General features: G+C 60.3%; 20 protein-coding genes. 7 read left to right on the top strand and 13 right to left on the bottom strand.

Translation table 11 applies throughout. From position 1 onward, the window contains the following. Positions 1-12 precede the first annotated feature (12 nt). Together ABVN21_RS04440 and ABVN21_RS04445 are read left to right on the top strand one after the other, a co-directional pair. Positions 13-1425 (top strand): aspartate aminotransferase family protein, encoded by a 1413-nt coding sequence (locus tag ABVN21_RS04440; RefSeq protein ID WP_339556202.1) that lies wholly within the window; start codon positions 13-15, stop codon positions 1423-1425. An 81-nt stretch (positions 1426-1506) separates the two neighbouring features. Continuing rightward, a complete protein-coding gene (locus tag ABVN21_RS04445; protein ID WP_339556203.1) occupies positions 1507-1731 on the top strand; it encodes an MbtH family protein in 225 nt (74 codons plus the stop codon). A gap of 101 nt (positions 1732-1832) precedes the next feature. On the opposite strand, the gene ABVN21_RS04450 is transcribed toward ABVN21_RS04445, so the two are convergent. From ABVN21_RS04450 to ABVN21_RS04490, 9 genes are all read right to left on the bottom strand, one after another. Next, positions 1833-2732 carry a zinc ABC transporter substrate-binding protein gene (locus tag ABVN21_RS04450; RefSeq protein ID WP_339556204.1) on the bottom strand — a complete coding sequence of 300 codons (900 nt, stop codon included), beginning with the start codon at positions 2730-2732 and terminating at the stop codon, positions 1833-1835. Further along, entirely contained in the window at positions 2733-3632 is a 900-nt protein-coding gene (locus ABVN21_RS04455; protein ID WP_003226663.1) for a metal ABC transporter permease, read from the bottom strand. It abuts the gene before it with no gap. After that, entirely contained in the window at positions 3632-4477 is an 846-nt protein-coding gene (locus ABVN21_RS04460) for a metal ABC transporter ATP-binding protein (protein WP_339556205.1), read from the bottom strand. The genes ABVN21_RS04455 and ABVN21_RS04460 overlap by 1 nt, the downstream gene beginning before the upstream one ends. Further along, positions 4474-5400 carry a metal ABC transporter substrate-binding protein gene (locus ABVN21_RS04465; protein ID WP_339556206.1) on the bottom strand — a complete coding sequence of 309 codons (927 nt, stop codon included), beginning with the start codon at positions 5398-5400 and terminating at the stop codon, positions 4474-4476. Before ABVN21_RS04465 ends, ABVN21_RS04460 begins: the two co-directional genes overlap by 4 nt. A 35-nt stretch (positions 5401-5435) precedes the next feature. Further along, entirely contained in the window at positions 5436-6008 is a 573-nt protein-coding gene (locus tag ABVN21_RS04470) for a DUF6162 family protein (RefSeq protein ID WP_339556207.1), read from the bottom strand. Continuing rightward, positions 6005-6334 carry a hypothetical protein gene (locus tag ABVN21_RS04475; protein WP_339556208.1) on the bottom strand — a complete coding sequence of 110 codons (330 nt, stop codon included), beginning with the start codon at positions 6332-6334 and terminating at the stop codon, positions 6005-6007. Before ABVN21_RS04475 ends, ABVN21_RS04470 begins: the two co-directional genes overlap by 4 nt. Beyond that, positions 6331-6873, bottom strand: a complete 543-nt coding sequence (locus ABVN21_RS04480) for a thiamine pyrophosphate-binding protein (protein WP_339556209.1) — start codon at positions 6871-6873, stop codon at positions 6331-6333. Before ABVN21_RS04480 ends, ABVN21_RS04475 begins: the two co-directional genes overlap by 4 nt. Beyond that, positions 6870-8069: a PepSY domain-containing protein gene (locus ABVN21_RS04485; RefSeq protein ID WP_339556210.1), complete on the bottom strand. Its 1200-nt coding sequence runs from the start codon at positions 8067-8069 to the stop codon at positions 6870-6872. Before ABVN21_RS04485 ends, ABVN21_RS04480 begins: the two co-directional genes overlap by 4 nt. Before the next feature lie 372 nt (positions 8070-8441). After that, on the bottom strand, positions 8442-8900 hold the full coding sequence (locus ABVN21_RS04490; protein WP_339556211.1) for a VOC family protein: 459 nt from the start codon (positions 8898-8900) through the stop codon (positions 8442-8444). A 310-nt stretch (positions 8901-9210) separates the two neighbouring features. Here ABVN21_RS04490 and ABVN21_RS04495 point away from each other — a divergent pair, with 310 nt between their 5' ends. The 3 genes from ABVN21_RS04495 (at position 9211) to ABVN21_RS04505 (ending at position 11940) form a co-directional block, all read left to right on the top strand. After that, entirely contained in the window at positions 9211-10425 is a 1215-nt protein-coding gene (locus ABVN21_RS04495; RefSeq protein ID WP_339556212.1) for an SfnB family sulfur acquisition oxidoreductase, read from the top strand. A 2-nt stretch (positions 10426-10427) separates the two neighbouring features. Beyond that, a complete protein-coding gene (locus ABVN21_RS04500; RefSeq protein WP_047527298.1) occupies positions 10428-11093 on the top strand; it encodes a methionine ABC transporter permease in 666 nt (221 codons plus the stop codon). 76 nt (positions 11094-11169) lie between these two features. After that, positions 11170-11940, top strand: coding sequence for a MetQ/NlpA family ABC transporter substrate-binding protein (locus tag ABVN21_RS04505; protein ID WP_339556213.1), 771 nt, complete (start codon positions 11170-11172; stop codon positions 11938-11940). A gap of 140 nt (positions 11941-12080) precedes the next feature. On the opposite strand, the gene ABVN21_RS04510 is transcribed toward ABVN21_RS04505, so the two are convergent. From ABVN21_RS04510 to msuE, 4 genes are all read right to left on the bottom strand, one after another. After that, positions 12081-13184: a sigma-54 dependent transcriptional regulator gene (locus tag ABVN21_RS04510; protein WP_339556214.1), complete on the bottom strand. Its 1104-nt coding sequence runs from the start codon at positions 13182-13184 to the stop codon at positions 12081-12083. Positions 13185-13208: 24 nt separating this feature from the next. Then, positions 13209-14396: an acyl-CoA dehydrogenase family protein gene (locus ABVN21_RS04515; RefSeq protein ID WP_339556215.1), complete on the bottom strand. Its 1188-nt coding sequence runs from the start codon at positions 14394-14396 to the stop codon at positions 13209-13211. Positions 14397-14527: 131 nt separating this feature from the next. After that, positions 14528-15673, bottom strand: coding sequence for an FMNH2-dependent alkanesulfonate monooxygenase (gene ssuD, locus ABVN21_RS04520; RefSeq protein WP_339556216.1), 1146 nt, complete (start codon positions 15671-15673; stop codon positions 14528-14530). 10 nt (positions 15674-15683) lie between these two features. After that, positions 15684-16247, bottom strand: coding sequence for an FMN reductase (msuE, locus tag ABVN21_RS04525; protein ID WP_339556217.1), 564 nt, complete (start codon positions 16245-16247; stop codon positions 15684-15686). A 476-nt stretch (positions 16248-16723) separates the two neighbouring features. Between msuE and ABVN21_RS04530 the strand changes: the two genes are divergently transcribed. Together ABVN21_RS04530 and ABVN21_RS04535 are read left to right on the top strand one after the other, a co-directional pair. Further along, positions 16724-16993, top strand: a complete 270-nt coding sequence (locus ABVN21_RS04530; RefSeq protein WP_339556218.1) for a hypothetical protein — start codon at positions 16724-16726, stop codon at positions 16991-16993. 100 nt (positions 16994-17093) lie between these two features. After that, positions 17094-17708: a LysE family translocator gene (locus ABVN21_RS04535; RefSeq protein WP_339556219.1), complete on the top strand. Its 615-nt coding sequence runs from the start codon at positions 17094-17096 to the stop codon at positions 17706-17708. Positions 17709-17797 lie beyond the last annotated feature (89 nt).

Consider the following 17797-nt stretch of genomic DNA (forward strand, 5'->3'; position numbering starts at 1 on the left):
AGGGGTCGAGAGATGTCAGTCGCTACCAGCCTTGTGGAAGTTCAGTCGGTCCGGAACACTCCGGTACCGGCCGAGACGCTTTATCAGTTCAACGAATCGCCGTTGCTCGCCCGTCAGAACCAGCAGGAGTCCAATGCCCGCAGCTATCCGCGACGCATTCCCCTGGCGCTCAAGCGTGCCAAGGGGCTGTATGTTGAAGACGTCGAAGGCCGCACGTTCATTGACTGTCTGGCCGGTGCCGGGACCCTGGCCCTGGGGCACAACCATCCGGTGGTGATCGAAGCGATCCAGCAAGTGCTGAGCGATGAACTGCCGCTGCATACCCTGGACCTGACCACGCCGGTCAAGGACCAATTCGTGCAGGACCTGTTCGGCCTGCTGCCCCCGGCACTGGCCGCTGAAGCGAAAATCCAGTTTTGCGGCCCCACCGGCACCGATGCCGTGGAAGCCGCGCTGAAACTGGTGCGCACCGCCACTGGCCGCAGCACCGTGCTGTCATTCCAGGGCGGCTACCATGGCATGAGCCAGGGCGCGCTGAGCCTGATGGGTAGCCTCGGGCCGAAAAAGCCTTTGGGTGCCTTGCTCAGCAGCGGCGTGCAGTTCATGCCGTACCCTTACGACTATCGTTGCCCGTTCGGACTGGGCGGTGCGCAAGGGGTGAAGGCCAATCTGAATTACCTGGAAAACCTGCTCAACGACCCGGAGGCTGGCGTGCAATTGCCGGCGGCGGTGATCGTTGAAGTGGTGCAGGGCGAGGGCGGGGTGGTCCCGGCCGATCTGGACTGGCTACGCGGTTTGCGCCGGATCACAGAAAAGGCTGGCGTGGCGCTGATCGTCGACGAAATCCAGAGCGGTTTTGCCCGCACCGGCAAGATGTTTGCCTTTGAGCATGCCGGGATCATTCCGGACGTGGTGGTGATGTCCAAAGCCATCGGTGGCAGCCTGCCCTTGGCTGTGGTGGTGTATCGCGACTGGCTCGACACCTGGTTGCCGGGCGCTCACGCCGGGACTTTCCGTGGCAACCAGATGGCCATGGCTGCCGGTTCCGCGGTGATGCGCTACCTGATCGAACACAAGGTTTGCGAACACGCCGCCGCGATGGGTGAACGTCTGAGTGAGCACCTGCGCCTCCTGCAACGGGACTTCCCGCAACTGGGGGACATTCGCGGTCGAGGGCTGATGCTCGGTGTCGAATTGGTTGATCCAGACGGCGCACTGGATGTCCTGAATCATCCGCCCGTTTTTGCACGACTGGCGCCGCTGGTACAACGCGAATGCCTCAAGCGCGGCTTGATCCTCGAACTGGGCGGCCGGCATGGCGCCGTGGTGCGTTTCCTGCCGCCGCTGGTGATCACCGCCGGGGAAATCGACCAGGTCGCGGAGATTTTCGGCCGCGCCATGGCCGCAGCCACTGCCAATCTTTAAATTTTCCGGCCCTCGAAACGTTCCTTTTACATAGCGGCTGCACGCAGCGTGCAGCCCACCCTACAACGATGGAGAGACAACATGACGTCAGTATTCGACCGCGAGGACATCCTCTTTCAGGTCGTGGTCAACCACGAAGAGCAATACTCGATCTGGCCCGACTATAAAGCCGTACCGCAAGGCTGGCGCACCGTGGGCAAGAGCGGGCTGAAGAAAGAGTGCCTGGCTTTTATCGAAGAAACCTGGACGGATATGCGGCCGTTGAGTCTGCGGCAGAAGATGGATGGGCAGGCGATAGCCCGCTAAGTATTTTGCAAAAAGAAGCCCGCTGGACTGGAGACAGTCAGCGGGCTTTTTCATTTCTGAAGGTTGAGTGCAATACAGAATTTGTAGGTGGAATTCGGTGATCAGCCGCTCAAGCCTTTGATCACCAAATCCACATTCCTTTCAAGCTCGGCCACCGGATCCTCGGCATCGGTACTCAACACCACCAACCGACTGCCGGCTTCGGTAATCGCGGCTTTCACCGCATCAGACGGCTGGCGATGATGCAGCACCACTGCCACGTCATTGTCCTTGAGCGTTGCCCCCAATGACTTCAGTGCCTCAGGCGTCCACTCGGCATCCGGCCGCGCATCCAGCCCTGCCAGCTCCAGATTGAGCCCACCGATCAGGTAACCGAAGTGATCGCTCAGGCTCATCACACTGAGATTATCTGCCGCCGCCAGACGCGCCTCGCTGTCAGCACTGAGCTTGAGTAACCGCTGTTTCAACGCCGCCAGGTTGGCTTCTATGACAGGCTTGGCCGCAGGCGCCAAACGCACCAGGTCCGCTGCCATCACATCGGCCATGCGGCCCATGTTGTTGCTGGACAGCCACGGCTGACTGTTCAAACCATCGACCTTGTTGCCCGGTTGAACCGCAATGCCGGGCAGCGCGCCGTCCACCGGACGGGCGGCATCGACTTCGACGATGCGGATGTTGCTGCGTCGGGAGATCGGGTACAGTGGGTCATCTGCCCATAGCGAGCGCAGGCCAATCGCGGCGTCGGCGTCGGTCGCCAGTTTCGCCAGCGCCGGCGCACCACGACCAGTGAAGTAAGCGGTCTGGCGACTGCCGGGCAGGTTCGCCGGCGCCGCGCGTTCGAGGCTGATATCGGTGCCCTTGAGCAGCACTTCGCCCAGTCCGTAGGTGATCGGCAAGGAGGCTAATACGCGCAACGGTTTGGCGCCGTCCGCCGCAAACGAGGCATTGGCCAGAACACACAAGGCCACGGCGAGAGTCAGTTGTCGCAGAGAAAATGACATTTATCCAAGGTTCCCTTTCAGGCTGGGGACGACGCCGCGCGCGATGGCGGCCAGGGCGAAGGCGATACCGGCCACCAGAATGATCGCGGCACCGGACGGAATCGGCAGGTCGAAGACGATGGGTGCGAGAATCCCGCACAGCGTGCTCACCGTGGCGATCAGCACCGAACACCAGAAAAAGCCTTTCAGCGATTGACTGAGCAAACGCGCGGCCGCTGCCGGGATCACCAGCAGAGCGCCGACCAGAATCGCACCGATGACTTTCACGGCGGCGACGGTGATGAGCGTCACCAGAATCACGAACAAATAATCCAGCGTCTTCACCGCCACCCCGCGCACCGCCGCCAGTTGCGGGTTGAAGCTGGCGAGCATGATGCGGTTGTACAACGGCAGGGCCAGCGCCATCACCAGCGAGCCGACGATCGCCAGCACCAACAGGTCATTGCCGTTGACCGTCAACACCGAACCGAACAACACGTTTTCCAGAATATGCACGTTGATCTTGCCCGCCAGAATCAGCAGCAGGCTCGCGCCCAGCGCCAGGGACACCGAGAGAAACACTCCAATCAGCGTATCCGGAGCAAGACCGGTACGGTTGCGCAGGTAATTGAGCAAGATGCCGAACAGCAGGCAGTAGCCGAACAGGCTGCCGTAAGGCCCGGTATACGGTTCACCCAGCAGAATGCCAATGGCCACGCCGGTCAGCGCCGCGTGCCCCACCGCTTCGGAGAAAAATGCGAAGCGCTTGACCACCACCAGCGTGCCCAAACCGCCTAGCACCGGGCCGATCAGCAGTCCGGCGAGTAACGCATTGACGACGAATCCATAGGCCAACGCCTCGGGCAGGTAGCCCGACGAGGCCCAGCCCTGAACCATCAAACGAAAGGCTTCGTAACTCATCAGGCAAGGCTCCGTGGATGGGTCGAAAACAGCGTCAGCAGACGATCCGGGGTCAGCGCCTGTTGTGGCGAGGCGTCGAACAGCACCCGGCGATTGAGCCCGGTGACGTGATCGGCCAACCGACCGACCGCTTCCAGATCGTGTTCGATCCACAGCACGGTGATGCCCGCCGCGCGCCAATCGCCGAGCAAACGTTCAAACACCTGGATGCCGGCCTCATCGAGGGCTGACATTGGTTCGTCCAGCACCAGCAATTGCGGCGCCGGGATCAACCCTTGCGCCAGTAGCACGCGCTGCCGTTCACCGCCAGACAACGCGCCCATGCGCCGTTTGCGCTTGTCATGCATGCCGACGCGTTCCAGCGCTTCGCCAATCGCTGCCGCGTAGTGCTTGCTCAGACCGAGAAACGCCGGACGCCGTTGGCACATCGCAGCCATGAAATCGTCGACGGTCATCGGCAGGCCACGGTCGAATTCCAGCGCTTGCGGTACATAGCCGATCGTGCCGGGTTCGCCAGGCCATTGCAGGCTCAAGCGTCCCTGATGCGGCATTTGCCCGAGCAAAGTCTTGATCAGCGAACTCTTGCCGCCACCGTTGGGGCCGACCAGTGCATGCACGCTGCCGGGCTGAACTTGGAAAGTGACTTTGTCGAGGATCGTCGTGCGACCCAACGTCAGACTGACCTCCGAAAAATCCAGCGTCGGCCCCACTCCTTGTAGGAGCGAGCCTGCTCGCGATTGCGGTGTTTCAGTTGACGATGATGCTGACTGACCGGACGCCTTCGCGAGCAAGCTTGCTCCTACAGCGGATTCGGTGTCAGCCAGGAGGGTTTCTTTGGATGTCATGCCCCTGACTCCTGAATCGCCCGCACCACGGTGTTGAGGTTGCCGGTCATTTCCTTTTCGTACTTGTCGGCGGTGTATTCGCCGTAGGAAATGTGCGACAGCGGATACAGCTTTACCCCGGATTCACGCTGGATGGTGTCGACGTAGGTGGACGGGAAATCCATCTCCGAGAAGATCACTTTCACGTCCAGTTCACGCAGTTGATCGATGGTCTTTTTCAGCTGGCTCGGACTCGGCTCGATGCCGTGGGCCGGTTCGACCACGGCGGTGACTTCCAGGCCGAATTCGCGCAGCAGGTAGTCATAGGCAGCATGCACCGTGGCGACGCGCAGTTCGGCATTCGGCGCCTGGGTCAGTTTGGCCAGGGCGTCGGCGCGCATCTTGCGCAGGCGTTTGCCGTAGGCGCGGGCGTTTTCGGTGTAGGTCTTGGCGTTGGCCGGGTCGAGCTTGCCCAGCTCCCGGGCGATGTTATTGACCTGGGCAATCGAGGCGCTGATCGACAGGAAGGTGTGCGGGTTCACCACTTTGCCGGCACCGCGCGCGGCCACCCCCGTGGCGGCCAGCAGCGGTACGTTTTCGTTGGCTTCGATCACCGGCACGTTTGGCGTTTCGCTGGCAGCGATCATGCGGTCTGCAAAGTCGTCATGGCCGACGCCGTTGAGCACCACCACGTCCAGTCCGCTGATGCGCTTGATGTCTTCGGCGCGCGGCTCGTAGGCGTGGGGGTTGAAACCGGCCGGAATCAGCGGCACCACCTCGGCCTTGTCGCCGACGATGTTCGCCACGTAGCTGTAATAAGGGTGCAGGGTGATGCCGATGCGCAGGCGCTTGGCCTCGTCGGCGCTGGCCAGGGGAGTCAGCAGGCAGGCCAGCAGGCCGACCAGTGTCAGGCGCATAACAGAACGTAGAGATGAAATGGGCATGGGAAAGCGGTCTTCTCTCGGGTGAAGGCGAGGGTTCAGTGCCGGTGCTGGCGGGTCACGCCGGCATCGAACTGCGCGACGATCTGCTGCCAGCCAGCGCTTTCGAGCGCGGCGTCAGTGAGGTCGGCCGGGGCTTTGATGTCGGCGGTGCGATTGAGCCAGACGTCCGGCGCATCGTCGCCGGCGGTCAAACGCATCAGAAAAGAACCGGCGACGGCTGGCGTCTGGCTCTGGCCGAAATACGCCTTGGCGTCGAGCAACTGCCAGGCATGACCGCCGCGGCTGACCGAACTGGCGTCCTGAGCGAACGGTGCAAAGCCTTCCTCGGCGAGTGCTTCGGGTGTCGGCAGGGTTTGCTGTTCCTGGCGCAGTAAGTGAATCTCGTCCAGCGTCACCCGCAGGTCGGCGTAGATGCCTTGCTCGGAAGCGCTGAGGTCGCGGCGCGCATCCAGTTGGTGGCTGTTGACGCTGCTCACCTCCTGAGATTCGCCGCGCCAGGCGACCACCGAACCGGCCACCGCCAGGATGATCAGGCACAACAACAGCACGTAGAGGGTTTCATGACCGGCTCCGGCCGGGCGTACGACTTGTGTGGTTGGCGTACTCATGGCGCTTCGATGTCCGCTTGGTCGATCTCGACCACGTGGCCGGGACCGGCGTCGAACAACACATAGAATTCAGCGCCGGGCTTCTTGAAGGTCAGGGTCGAATCGCTGCCGAGCTTGCCCGGGACCAGAATGGTTTCGTCGTAGCCGATCACATCGAGGGTCACGCCCGGTGCGCCGCTGCCGTCGGAGAACCCGCCGGTGCATTTGATCTGCTCGGCGTCGATGGCTTTGCATTCGCACATCGGGTTGTGGGCCAGGACGCTGGCGCTGAAACCGGCGCAAAAAACCAGCAATGCGGCGCTCAGCTGGCGAGTAGTGTTGATCATGGTTTACCTCCTTGCGTGCTCAGCCAGGCGAGGGTGGCGGGGGAGGCCTGGCCCAGAGGAATGGATGCCTGATGCATGGAACCGTCCCAGCCTTCCATGGTTATCCACAGTTCGGCGTCGGCTTTGGTTTTTTCCGGGATCGGCACCATGGCGCCCATGCGGTACGGCGTGCCGAAGAAAATTACCCCGGCGGCGCGCAGGCTGCGTGGCTTGCCAATGCGCAGGTAAGTCGCCTTGACCTGATCGCGGCAGCTGTCGCACAGCGCGGCGTTGAAGTTTTTCATGTAGCCGGCGGGACCATCGAGCCGTGGTGCTTCGTTGCGCAATTCGGCCAGGCGAACGCTCCACGGCCCGACCTGCACTTCACCGATTTCCCGTTCACCCAACCCGGTGTCACCACGGAACAGCGCGGCGTCGGCGAAGTATTTGGGCATGAAGCCCAGCGGCACCAGCAACAACAGGACATTGATGTGGAAGCGCCATTTGTGCCAGAAGCGGCTCAGTTTCGAGGCCGGCTTTTCTGCAGCGAACAGGCTCATTGGCTGACCTCCGTGGTTTCAGCGCCAGTGGCCGGAACCGTCTCGTTGCGTGGGCGTTTGTTGCTGCGCTTGAGGGCGTTGGCCGTAGCGAGGGCGGTGCGCTTGGTCCAGATCAACAGGCCGCTGAGGACCATCATGCTCAGCAGCAGACCGAAGAAGAACCAGATCAACTTGATCCACAGGCCACCGAAATCACCAGTGTGCAGCGGACGCATGGATTCGGTGACGAACTCCAGGCCCGAGCGATCCGACAACAGGCGAGTGACAGCGATGTCGCCGGTGTAGGGGTTGATGTCGGCGGTCTGGTAAATCAACGGATACCAACTGCGCCCGCCCACCGACAGGTAGCTGTAGGCGTTGGCGGGCAGGCTGACAAAACTCTCGTCGAGACCGGGAATGCGTTCCTTGGCCTGTTGGATCGCAGCTTCCAGGCTGATCATCGGCGCTGGCGAACCGTCGGCGGTGAGCGGCACGCTTTCACGCGGGACCACGGCGGCGACCGGTGCGGTGGAGATCGAAATCTGGTTGTCGAACATAAACGCTTCGATCAGGAACCAGGTGCTGGTGACGGAAATTACCGCAATGAACCAGATCGACCAGATGCCGCTGAGACGGTGGAAATCGCCCCAGAAAATCCGTGCGCCATGGCGAATCCGCAGGGTCGGGCGCAAGAAACCTTTCCAGAATCGCTTGTAAACCACCAGCCCGGTCACCAGCGATGCCAGCATTGGCAAACTGAGGAACGACACCAGGTACCAGCCCCAGCTGTAACCGTTGGTGAACGGCACCAGCCACCAACCGTGCAGGGCGCGGGTGAAGGCCTGGAAGTTGAATTGTGGGGCCGGGCCTTGAATCACGCCGGTGTACGGGTTGACGTAGACCGTCGTCGAACGACCGTCGGGGTAGCTGACCCGCACGTCCAGCGCGAAGTGCGACTCATCGGGGCGGTTGATGTCTTCGACCAGAATCCGGGGTTCGGCCTTTTTTATTGCGGCAACGAGCTGGTCGTAGTTGAGCCGCGGCGCGTCATCCGACGGCTGGCTGGCGCGCATTTGCGGGTTGGCCAGCCAGACGATTTCCTGACTGACCACCGCCAGCGTGCCGGTCACACAGACAATCAGCACGAAAAACCAGATCGGCAGCGCCAGCCAGCTATGAACCAGAAACCAGAGTTTTGAACGGGATTTCTTCGACATGATTAAGGTCTTGTTTCGATGAGAAGGCCTCTGCTACGGGCTTCGCAGCGATGAGGTCGACGAAAGTCCGGCCGTGGCTTTTGCCTACGCGACAGGACTGCATCTAGATAAGACGGATGAGCACGTGAAATCCCGAAGGGGGATATGAAAGAAAATGTTTCGTGTTCAGCTGAGTTCGGACTTTCTTCATGTATTCACTTGAGAAAGTCTGGAGACAGATGGGACCTGTGGCGAGGGACGTAGGTCGACCAGAGAAAAATGGGCTCAGCGCAAAAAATCCAGGACGGCATCGCGGGCAAGCCCGCTCTTACAGGGATTTTTTGTTCCTGTGGGAGCGGGCCCGCGATGACGGCAGATCAAGCACCAAAGGACTCATCCCTGCTGAAACATTTCCTTGGCCCGCTGTTCGATCTGTTCCTGAGTCAGATCCTCCTTGCGTGTGGCCAAAAACCACAGATGGCCGTAGGGATCCTTCAAGGTCCCCGAACGATCGCCGTAAAACTGGTCCTTGACCTCGGACACTACGGTGCCACCGGCGTCGATCGCCTGTTTATAAGACTTGTCGACATCGGTCACATACAGATGCAGGCCCACGGACGGCGAGTTGTCCGGGTTGCTCAACGGTCCTTGATCGCACGGCGTGCCGAGCATGATCGGGCAATCGCCGATGCGCAGTTCAGCGTGACCGATACCGCCGTCGGGCATGGACAGGCGCATGACTTCGATGGCGCCAAAGGCCTTCTTGTAGAAGTCGATGGCGTCGGCGGCTTTCTTGATGCCCAGGTACGGGGTGATGCTGTGATAACCCTCTGGAATGGGATTGACGCTCATGATCGTTCTCCCTGATTTATTGTGGATTGAAGATCGCTCTCCAGCCGGACAATTGTAGGAGCTGCCGAAGGCAGCGATCTTTTGATTTGATCTTCAGGATGTTCCAAGTTCACCAACAGATCGCAGCCTGCGGCGGCGGTTGCTGGGCTAATCACTGCTGTTCAGCCATCAACAGTGAAGCAACAGATTGCTGGGCTCTATCATCAAAAGGTCTGCGAAAACGCCGTGAAACCCCCGATAACACAGGCTCTCGCAGTCAGGCACAGAAGCTGCAATGACCCTCGATAAACACTGTTATCGAGAGTCTTGTATGTCCCAATCTGCCGTTTATCCGATAAACCCGCCGGCCGCCCACCGCATCGCCGATGAAGCCGAAGCGCTGCGCGTCGCCGAGCAGGTTGCCGCAATCCTGCTGGAGCAAGATGCCGAACGCGACCGCACGCGTCAGGTGCCTGCCGAGATCGTCGATCTGTATTCCAACAGTGGCTTGTGGGGTATTAGCGTGCCCAGGGAATTCGGTGGCGCGCAGGTGTCCTACGCGGTGCTGGCGCAGGTCATCGCCATCATTTCGGCAGCCGACCCGTCCCTGGGGCAGATCCCGCAAAACCACTACTGCCTGCTGGAAGACATCCGCCTGCAAGGCACCCCGGAGCAGCAGGCGCATTTCTTCGCGCTGGCGCTGCAAGGTCACCGCTTTGCCAATGCATTGTCGGAAACCGGCGGCAAAAATGTGCAAGACATTCAAGCGACCATCCGCCGTTACGGCGACGGCCATGTCATCAACGGGCGCAAGGGTTACTGCACCGGTTCGCTCTATGCCCATTGGCTCGCGGTGCTGGCGCTGGATGACGAACAAAAGGGCCAACTGGCGTTCGTCGAACGCGGTACCAAAGGCCTGGTGATCGTCGACGACTGGGACAGCATCGGTCAGCGCACCACGTCCAGCGGCACGGTGCTGGCTGAAGACCTGCACGTCTCGGCGTTCAACCTGTTCCCGACTTATCGCTCCTATGAAAGTCCGACCCTGGCCGGCCCGTTCGCCCAGTTGACCACCGCCGCCATCGACGCCGGCATCGCCCGCGCCGCCCTGCGCGACACCGTCGCCTTCGTCCAGCAATTCGCCCGGCCATGGATCGATGCGGGCGTGGACAAGGCCAGCGAAGATCCGCTGACCATCATTCAGGTCGGTGGCCTGGACATTCGCCTGGACGCCGCCGAAGCCTTATTGGAACGAGCCGGTCGGGCGCTGGATGCGGCACGTCCGGCACCCGATGAAGACAATGTCGCCCGCGCGTCCCTGGCCGTCGCCAAGGCCAAGGTGCTGACCACCGAAATCGCCATCGAAGCGACCAACAAACTGTTCGAACTCGGCGGTACCCGCTCGACCCTGAAGAAGCACAACTTCGACCGCCACTGGCGCAACGCCCGGGTTCACACCCTGCACGACCCGGTGCGCTGGAAGTACCACGTGGTCGGCAACTGGCTGCTCAACGGCGTTAAACCGCCGCGTCACGACTGGTCGTGATCATGGCCGAATTATTCAAGAACATTTATTGGGCTGACATCGGCCAGGCCTGCCTCGATACCCTGAGCATGCTCGGCGCGGCGCTCGGTTTTACCGTGCTGCTGGGTTTGCCACTGGGTGTGCTGTTGTTCCTCACGGGCAAGCGCCAATTGCACGAAGCCGTCGGCGTTTATCGGGTGCTGTCGGTCATCGTCAACATGCTGCGTTCGCTGCCGTTCATCATTTTGCTGATCGTGCTGATTCCCCTGACCACGTTGCTGGTGGGCACGTCATTGGGTGTGCCGGGGACCATTCCGCCGCTGGTGGTCGGCTGCACGCCGTTCTTCGCACGACTGGTGGAAACCGCGTTGCGCGAAGTCGATCGCGGTGTCGTTGAAGCGACCCAGGCCATGGGCGCCAACACCTGGCAAATCATCCGTTTCACCTTGCTGCCCGAGGCTCGTGGAGGGCTGCTGGCCGCGGTGACGGTGACCGCCATTGTGCTGGTGGATTACACGGCGATGGCCGGAGTGATTGGCGGCGGTGGTCTGGGTGACCTGGCGATCCGCTACGGCTACCAGCGTTTCCAGACGGATGTGATGGTGGTCACGGTGGTGTTGCTGTTGATTCTGGTCCAGGCCCTGCAAATGAGCGGCGACCGATTGGTGGCGCGCTACAGCCATCGATAAACAAATCTTTTTAAAACCAAAATAACGGCCCCACGTCCGCCCCACGACGGCCACTTGATCTGCCTAGGAGCACAACATGAAAAAGACCCTGGCCATTCTGGCTGCCCTGGTTTCGCTGAGCGTTCACGCCAACGAAAAACTCACCGTCGGCGCCACGCCGGTGCCGCACGCGGAAATCCTCGAATTCGTCAAACCGACCCTGGCCAAGGAGGGCGTGGACCTGGACATCAAGGTCTTCACCGACTTCATCCAGCCCAACCAGCAACTGGCGCTGAAAAACCTCGACGCCAACTACTACCAATACCGACCGTTTCTCGATGACTACAACAAAACCCGCCACACCGACCTGGTGCCGGTGGTCGGTGTGCACATCGAACCGTTCGGCGCCTACTCGACCAAAATCAAAAACATCTCCGCGCTGAAGGACGGCGCCACTGTGTCGATTCCTAACGATCCGGTTAACACCGGTCGCGCGTTGGTGCTGCTGCACGAGGCTGGGTTGATCAAACTCAAGGACCCGAGCAATACCCTGGCGACGCAACGGGACATCGCCGAAAACCCCAAGCACCTGAAAATCCGTGAACTGGAAGGTGCCTTGCTGGCGCGCTCGGTGAGTCAGGTGGACTTGGCGTTCGTGTTTGCCAACTACGCGCTGGAAGCGGGGATCGACACCAACAGTGCGTTGATCGTCGAGAAGGGCAAGAGCTTGTACATCGAGTTCCTGGTGGCCCGCCCGGACAACATCAACGACCCGGGCCTGCAAAAACTGGCCAAGGCGTTGAACTCCGATGACGTGCGCCAGTTCATCCTGACCCGCTACAAAGGGCAGATTGCGCCGGGGTTCTGATGTTGCGCTGACCTTGAAAATGCCATCGCTGGCAAGCCAGGCTCCTACAGGGTTGTGTGTGTTCGAAATCCACGCAAAACCTGTAGGAGCTGGCTTGCCAGCGATGGCCGCACCACCTGTTTCGAGTCAGGCTCGGTGGCTTAGATCGACAGCTGCATCAAGCGGTCGCCCTGGACATTTTCCGTGGGTCGGCGCTTGTTCACCGCCAGTTCGCCGATCTTGATCAATCGCGTGCGGGTCACGTTGCGGCTCAACCCCAGCAGCGCGGCGGTGTGCACCTGGTTGTAATGGCTGAAGCGATAGGCCGCGCGCAGCAGGGCGTCTTCTACTTTTTCGTGTAGCGCGCCGGCTTGTTCTTCGAAGAGCTTCTGAAAAGCACGATCGAGCAACGCCTCGGCAGAATCGTCGACTTGGGCGTGGTAGTCGTCTTGACGCTCGATGCGCATGTTCGACAGGCGCAGGTCGTCGCGTTCGATCACGCCGTTGCGGCAAATCAGCAGGGTGTGGTGAATGACGTTTTCCAGTTCGCGGATGTTGCCCGGCCAACTGTAACTGCGCAATTTCAGCTCGGCCTCTTTGCTGATGGTAATGGTGCCGTAGCCCAGGCGCTGACTGTAGGCGTCGATGAAGTGACGGGTCAGCGGCAGGATATCGCCGGGCCGGTCGCGCAATGGGCTCAGTTCAAGGCTGACCACGTCCAGGCGATAATAAAGGTCCTCGCGGAAATGCCCGGCGTTGATGGCTTTTTCCAGTTGCACGTTGGTCGCTGCCAGTACTCGGACATCGATGGGGATGCTCTTGCGAGAACCCAGACGCACTACTTCGCGCTCCTGCAACACCCGCAGCAATTTGACCTGAATCGCCATCGGCAAGTCCCCGATCTCATCGAGGAACAGGGTGCCACCGTCGGCCTCTTCGAACCAGCCGGCCTTGGCGCTCAGGGCGCCGGTGAAGGCGCCTTTTTCATGACCGAACAACTCGGCTTCGACCAGGGATTCGGAAAATGCGCCGCAGTTCACTGCCACGAAAGGCCGGTTTCGCCGGGCGCTGAGGTTGTGGATATGTCGCGCCACCAGCTCTTTGCCGGTGCCGGTCTCGCCAATGATCAGCACACTGGCTTCGCTGGGGGCCACCTGTTGCAGATGCGCGAGCAAGGCCTGGGATTTCGGGTCTTCGAACACTTGGGCCGTGGCGCGGATCGACGTGGCCAGAGCGGGCGAGGGCGGTAAGGTCAGCAGTTGCATGGGGCACGCTCCTTGTAGAGAAAACTATGAATAGAAAGTCGGAATCGGCAGCGCCAGGTTCAGCGCCCAGTCGCCCAGCTCATGGATTTTGTAATCCACCGGATCGTGCAGGGTTTGTGTGCGCAAGTTGCGCCAGTGGCGGTCCAGCCGCAGCGAGGCGTGAGTCGAGCGCGCGCCGGTCACTTCGAACAAGCGACTGCACAATTCCAGGCCATTGCGCGTGGCCGCCGCCTTCGCCGTGGCGATGGCGATGGCCAGGTGTCCACGCTCTTCAGCGCTGAGGTTCGGACCTTTCGCCCAAGCCTTGTCGAGCAAATCAGCCGCACGTTCCACCAGCAGCCGGACACCTTCGAGGGCCACCCAGAATTCGCCGTAGTGGCCGAGTACATAAGGGTCCTGCCGCACATCTTGAGCAGTGGATTTGTGCCACGGGCGGGTCTCGGTCAGCGTGTATTGCCGCGCTTCTTCGAACGCGCCTTCGGCGATGCCAAGGAACATGTGGGTGAACGTGAGCTGGGCGATCAACGGCCGTAGACAGGCGAACGGTGTGCTCAGCGGGCCTGGATCAAGCAGCAACTCCGATTCTTCGACCCGCACCCGTTCGAACGTGGCGCTGCCACTGTCGGTCTGCCGCTGACCCATGTTGTTCCAGTCGTTGTGCAGGGTGATGCCGCTGCGGCCGCTGGGGATCGCGGCGATCAATAACTTGCCGCCAGCGCTTTCGTCCACCGCCGAAGCAATCAACATCTCCGAATCGCTGGCGCCGGAGCAGAAGCTTTTCTTCCCGGAAAACTCGCGCCAGCCGCCAAGGTTTTTCACCACGGTGCGGGTGTCCAACGGGTTGAGGGCATTGCCCCAGAACCAGTTCTTGCGCGCGGTTTGCTCGAACCATGGCTGCCATTGCTCAGGTCGCGCAAACAGACGCACGGTGGCGAGCATCAGATGATGGAAGCCGAAAACATGGGCAATCGAACTGTCGACCTTGGCGAATTCGCGCACGATGCTCAGGGTTTCACTCCAGTGCGCGCCGAGGCCGCCGAACTGGGTGGGAATGCTTAACGCGAGCAGGCCGCTGTGGCGCAGGGCATCACGCTCGGCCTTGGGCGTACCGCCGCGCTCGTCGCGCTCGACGGCGGTCAAGGCAAACTCGGCGGCCAATTGGCGTGCGGTCTGCAACGGGGATATCAGGGCGCTTTGCGGCTTGGCAGTCACGCGGGTTTCCTTTTAAAAAGTTGCCATTGCCTGTAGGAGCAAGCTTGCTCGCGATGAACGATGACGCGCTCGATTTGATAAACCGCGGTGATTGCATCGCGAGCAAGCTTGCTCTTACAAGGGCAGGTAAATCAGGCTTTGGCGTGAGCGGGTAGCACATCATTGGCAATCATTTCGCCAAACGGCCCGGTCAGGTTGGTCACGCCGCGCCCGGCAAGGCTGGCGTACGGCTCGGGCAGCAGCGGGAACACCAGCTCGGCAAAGCGGTACGCTTCTTCAAGGTGTGGGTAGCCGGAGAAGATGAAGCTTTCGATCCCCAAGTCCGCGTATTCCTTGATCCGCGCCGCGACTTGTTGCGGATCGCCGACCAATGCCGTCCCGGCACCGCCCCGTACCAGGCCGACGCCGGCCCACAGGTTTGGCGAAATCTCCAGGTTGTCGCGACGCCCGTCGTGCAGTGCGGCCATGCGCCGCTGACCTTCGGAGTCGAAGCGCGAGAACGATTTCTGCGCGGCGGCGATGGTTTCGTCGCTGATGTGCTCGATCAATTTGTCAGCGGCTTTCCACGCCTCTTCGGCGGTTTCACGAACGATCACATGCAAGCGAATCCCGAACTTCACCGTGCGCCCGTGTCGCGCGGCGCGCTCCCGAACATCGGCCAATTTTTGCGCCACGGCGGCCGGTGGCTCGCCCCAGGTCAGGTAAACATCGACCTGCTCGGCTGCCAGGTCATGGGCGGCATCGGACGAACCGCCGAAATATAGTGGCGGATAGGGTTTCTGCACCGGCGGATACAGCGCCTTGGCGTTCTGCACTCGCAGGTGTTTGCCTTCGAAATCCACTGATTCGCCTTGCAACACCCGGCGCCAGATCTTCAGGAATTCGTCGGTGACTTCGTAGCGTTCGCTGTGATCGAGAAAGCTGCCGTCACCACGGTTTTCATCCGGGTCGCCGCCGGTTACGACATTGATCAACAAGCGGCCACCGGACAATCGATCCAGGGTCGCTGCCATGCGCGCCGACACGGTCGGCGAAATAATCCCCGGACGGATCGCCACCAGATAACGCAAGCGCTCAGTCAGCGGCACCAGCGCCGAAGCGATCACCCATGAGTCTTCACAAGAGCGCCCGGTCGGGATCAACACACCGTGGTAACCGAGGCTGTCCGCCGCCTGGGCCACTTGTTTCAGATAATTGAGTGTGACCGGCCGTGCGCCTTGCGTGGTGCCCAGGTAGTGACCATCGCCGTGGGTCGGCAGGAACCAGAAAACATCCATGAAAAGATCCTTAAGCGATTTTCAGCAGATTGTGGGGGTGCACGCCGAACAACGGCGCGGCGCGTTCCGCAGCAAGACGAATGCGGGCCTTCAAGGGCTCACTGGTTATTTGGTAATTGGAAAAATCGGCTTCTGTGGCATACACGCCAATCGGCAAGGTCAAGGCCTGGAAGAAACTGAACAGCGGCCGCAACTGATGATCGAGCACCAGCGCGTGACGTTCGCTGCCACCTGTAGCAGCCAGCAGTACCGGCGTGTTGATCAGCGCATTCAGGTCGATCAGGTCGAACAGATGCTTGAGCAGGCCAGGATAGGAACCGCGATAGACCGGCGCGGCGACGATCAGCAGGTCGGCGTTTTCGATGGCTTGCAGTTCGGCTTCGATGTCCGCACCCAGTTCCTGACGGGACAGCGCCGCACCCAATGGTCGGGCGATGTCGCCCAATTCGATCAGCTTGCTCTCGATCGGCAGTTGTTCGGCCAGCTGCGACAACAGCGCTTGGGTCAGCACCAGGGTGCGGGATGGACGCCAGGTGCCGCCGGAGACGGCAACGACTTTCAATGGACGCGACATGATCAGTTCCTTTTTAAACAGTTGCTGGGGGAGCAGTGAGTCATCACTGGGCTTACCCCTGTTGAGCAAGAGCTGTACCAATCCCTCCAAGCCTTTGTTTACGGGGCTTGCAGCGCGTTGAACAGTCGGCACTGTTGGTTTTCAAGGGCTGTTTGTTGAATGACTGTTGCCTGGCAGACAGTTGCGTGAGCAACAGTGCGTCAAGCCATGTCGTCGTTATAAAGGCTGTTTGTTATTCCTCAAAAGATCATTGATTGATATTTATAGATCGTTTAGAGATATATATGGTTTTGTAGGAGCTGGCTTGCCAGCGATGACGGTCGCTTGGACAGCGCAACTTACAAGTCCGGCAACCACCTGATTCAGCAACATTAGGAAAACCTGATAGCGACTATCGAAAGCGATGATTTCTACCGGTCCAAAGGCGCGAGTAGCCTGTGTTCATTGCCCCGAACCCAGTTGCCAGGACGCCGAACATGAAAACTCTACTCACCACTTTTATGCTGCTCGCGGTCTCCGTTCTCGCCGGATGTGCCAGCCATGTTTCCCCGGAACTGCGGCCCTACACCGCTGAAGAAACCCGAGAACTGGCGCTCGAAGCGTTGAACCGCCGTGGTTTGTCATTCGACGAATACCACGCGAAAAAAGCCGAATTGCTCGGTCAGCCACAGAAAGCTTTCGGTTTCGACAAGCAGGGTGAGATGAACGCCGAGCGAGCTGTACAGCTGCACGGTCGTCCAAGCTAAGCGAAAACTGTACTGGCATAAGTTTTACCCAACTGTCCGTGGGTTTCTTCAAGGGTGTGCGATAGGGTCAATACCTGACCGACCCTGATGGACTGCCACCATGACGCTCTCGCTGGATCTGCTGCTGGGCTTCGCCCTGTTTGCTCTCGTTACCTCGATTACGCCCGGCCCGAACAACACGATGTTGCTGGCATCCGGCGTGAACTTCGGTTTTAACCGCACCATCCCTCACATGCTCGGCATAACCTGCGGCTTCTTCGTGCTCGTCGTAGCAGTTGGATTTGGCTTGGGCGCGGTGTTCCAGACTTATCCGCTGCTCTATACCGTCCTGAGATACGTCGGCGCCGCGTATTTACTGTACCTGGCGTGGAAAATCGCCCATTCCGGGCCAGTCTCGGACAGTGAAAAGGCTGAGGCCAAACCGATCAGCTACCTCGGCGCAGCCGCATTCCAATGGGTCAACCCCAAGGCATGGATCATGGCGATCGGCGCGATCAGCACCTACACGCCGATGCAGGGTTACTTCACCAATGTCATCGTGATTGCTGCGGTGTTCGCCTTGATCAACTTGCCGAGCGTCAGTGTCTGGGCTGCATGTGGCACGTTGTTGCGCAATGTGTTGAAGGATCGCCGCTGGTTGCGCCTGTTCAACTGGGGCATGGCGGCGTTGCTGGTGGCTTCGCTGTATCCGATCCTGCTCGAAAGCTTTAACTGACGCATTGCTTCAACCGGTCGGCCGATGCCTGTTAAGCTCGCTTTTCAGGAGCGTTCCTACGCACTCTTAAATGAAATGGTACTTCTTTA

Source organism: Pseudomonas sp. MYb327 (genome assembly GCF_040438925.1).
Classification (GTDB): Bacteria; Pseudomonadota; Gammaproteobacteria; order Pseudomonadales; family Pseudomonadaceae; genus Aquipseudomonas.

Coding starts and splice junctions, on each gene's coding strand:
- ABVN21_RS04460 (WP_339556205.1), bottom strand. CDS start 4,477: ATGACATCCAAAGAAACCCTCCTGGCTGACACCGAATCCGCTGTAGGA.
- ABVN21_RS04510 (WP_339556214.1), bottom strand. CDS start 13,184: ATGCAACTGCTGACCTTACCGCCCTCGCCCGCTCTGGCCACGTCGATC.
- ABVN21_RS04495 (WP_339556212.1), top strand. CDS start 9,211: ATGTCCCAATCTGCCGTTTATCCGATAAACCCGCCGGCCGCCCACCGC.
- ABVN21_RS04445 (WP_339556203.1), top strand. CDS start 1,507: ATGACGTCAGTATTCGACCGCGAGGACATCCTCTTTCAGGTCGTGGTC.
- ssuD (WP_339556216.1), bottom strand. CDS start 15,673: ATGGATGTTTTCTGGTTCCTGCCGACCCACGGCGATGGTCACTACCTG.
- ABVN21_RS04480 (WP_339556209.1), bottom strand. CDS start 6,873: ATGAGCCTGTTCGCTGCAGAAAAGCCGGCCTCGAAACTGAGCCGCTTC.
- ABVN21_RS04440 (WP_339556202.1), top strand. CDS start 13: ATGTCAGTCGCTACCAGCCTTGTGGAAGTTCAGTCGGTCCGGAACACT.
- ABVN21_RS04450 (WP_339556204.1), bottom strand. CDS start 2,732: ATGTCATTTTCTCTGCGACAACTGACTCTCGCCGTGGCCTTGTGTGTT.
- ABVN21_RS04505 (WP_339556213.1), top strand. CDS start 11,170: ATGAAAAAGACCCTGGCCATTCTGGCTGCCCTGGTTTCGCTGAGCGTT.
- ABVN21_RS04455 (WP_003226663.1), bottom strand. CDS start 3,632: ATGAGTTACGAAGCCTTTCGTTTGATGGTTCAGGGCTGGGCCTCGTCG.
- msuE (WP_339556217.1), bottom strand. CDS start 16,247: ATGTCGCGTCCATTGAAAGTCGTTGCCGTCTCCGGCGGCACCTGGCGT.
- ABVN21_RS04485 (WP_339556210.1), bottom strand. CDS start 8,069: ATGTCGAAGAAATCCCGTTCAAAACTCTGGTTTCTGGTTCATAGCTGG.
- ABVN21_RS04470 (WP_339556207.1), bottom strand. CDS start 6,008: ATGAGTACGCCAACCACACAAGTCGTACGCCCGGCCGGAGCCGGTCAT.
- ABVN21_RS04465 (WP_339556206.1), bottom strand. CDS start 5,400: ATGCCCATTTCATCTCTACGTTCTGTTATGCGCCTGACACTGGTCGGC.
- ABVN21_RS04490 (WP_339556211.1), bottom strand. CDS start 8,900: ATGAGCGTCAATCCCATTCCAGAGGGTTATCACAGCATCACCCCGTAC.
- ABVN21_RS04475 (WP_339556208.1), bottom strand. CDS start 6,334: ATGATCAACACTACTCGCCAGCTGAGCGCCGCATTGCTGGTTTTTTGC.
- ABVN21_RS04535 (WP_339556219.1), top strand. CDS start 17,094: ATGACGCTCTCGCTGGATCTGCTGCTGGGCTTCGCCCTGTTTGCTCTC.
- ABVN21_RS04530 (WP_339556218.1), top strand. CDS start 16,724: ATGAAAACTCTACTCACCACTTTTATGCTGCTCGCGGTCTCCGTTCTC.
- ABVN21_RS04500 (WP_047527298.1), top strand. CDS start 10,428: ATGGCCGAATTATTCAAGAACATTTATTGGGCTGACATCGGCCAGGCC.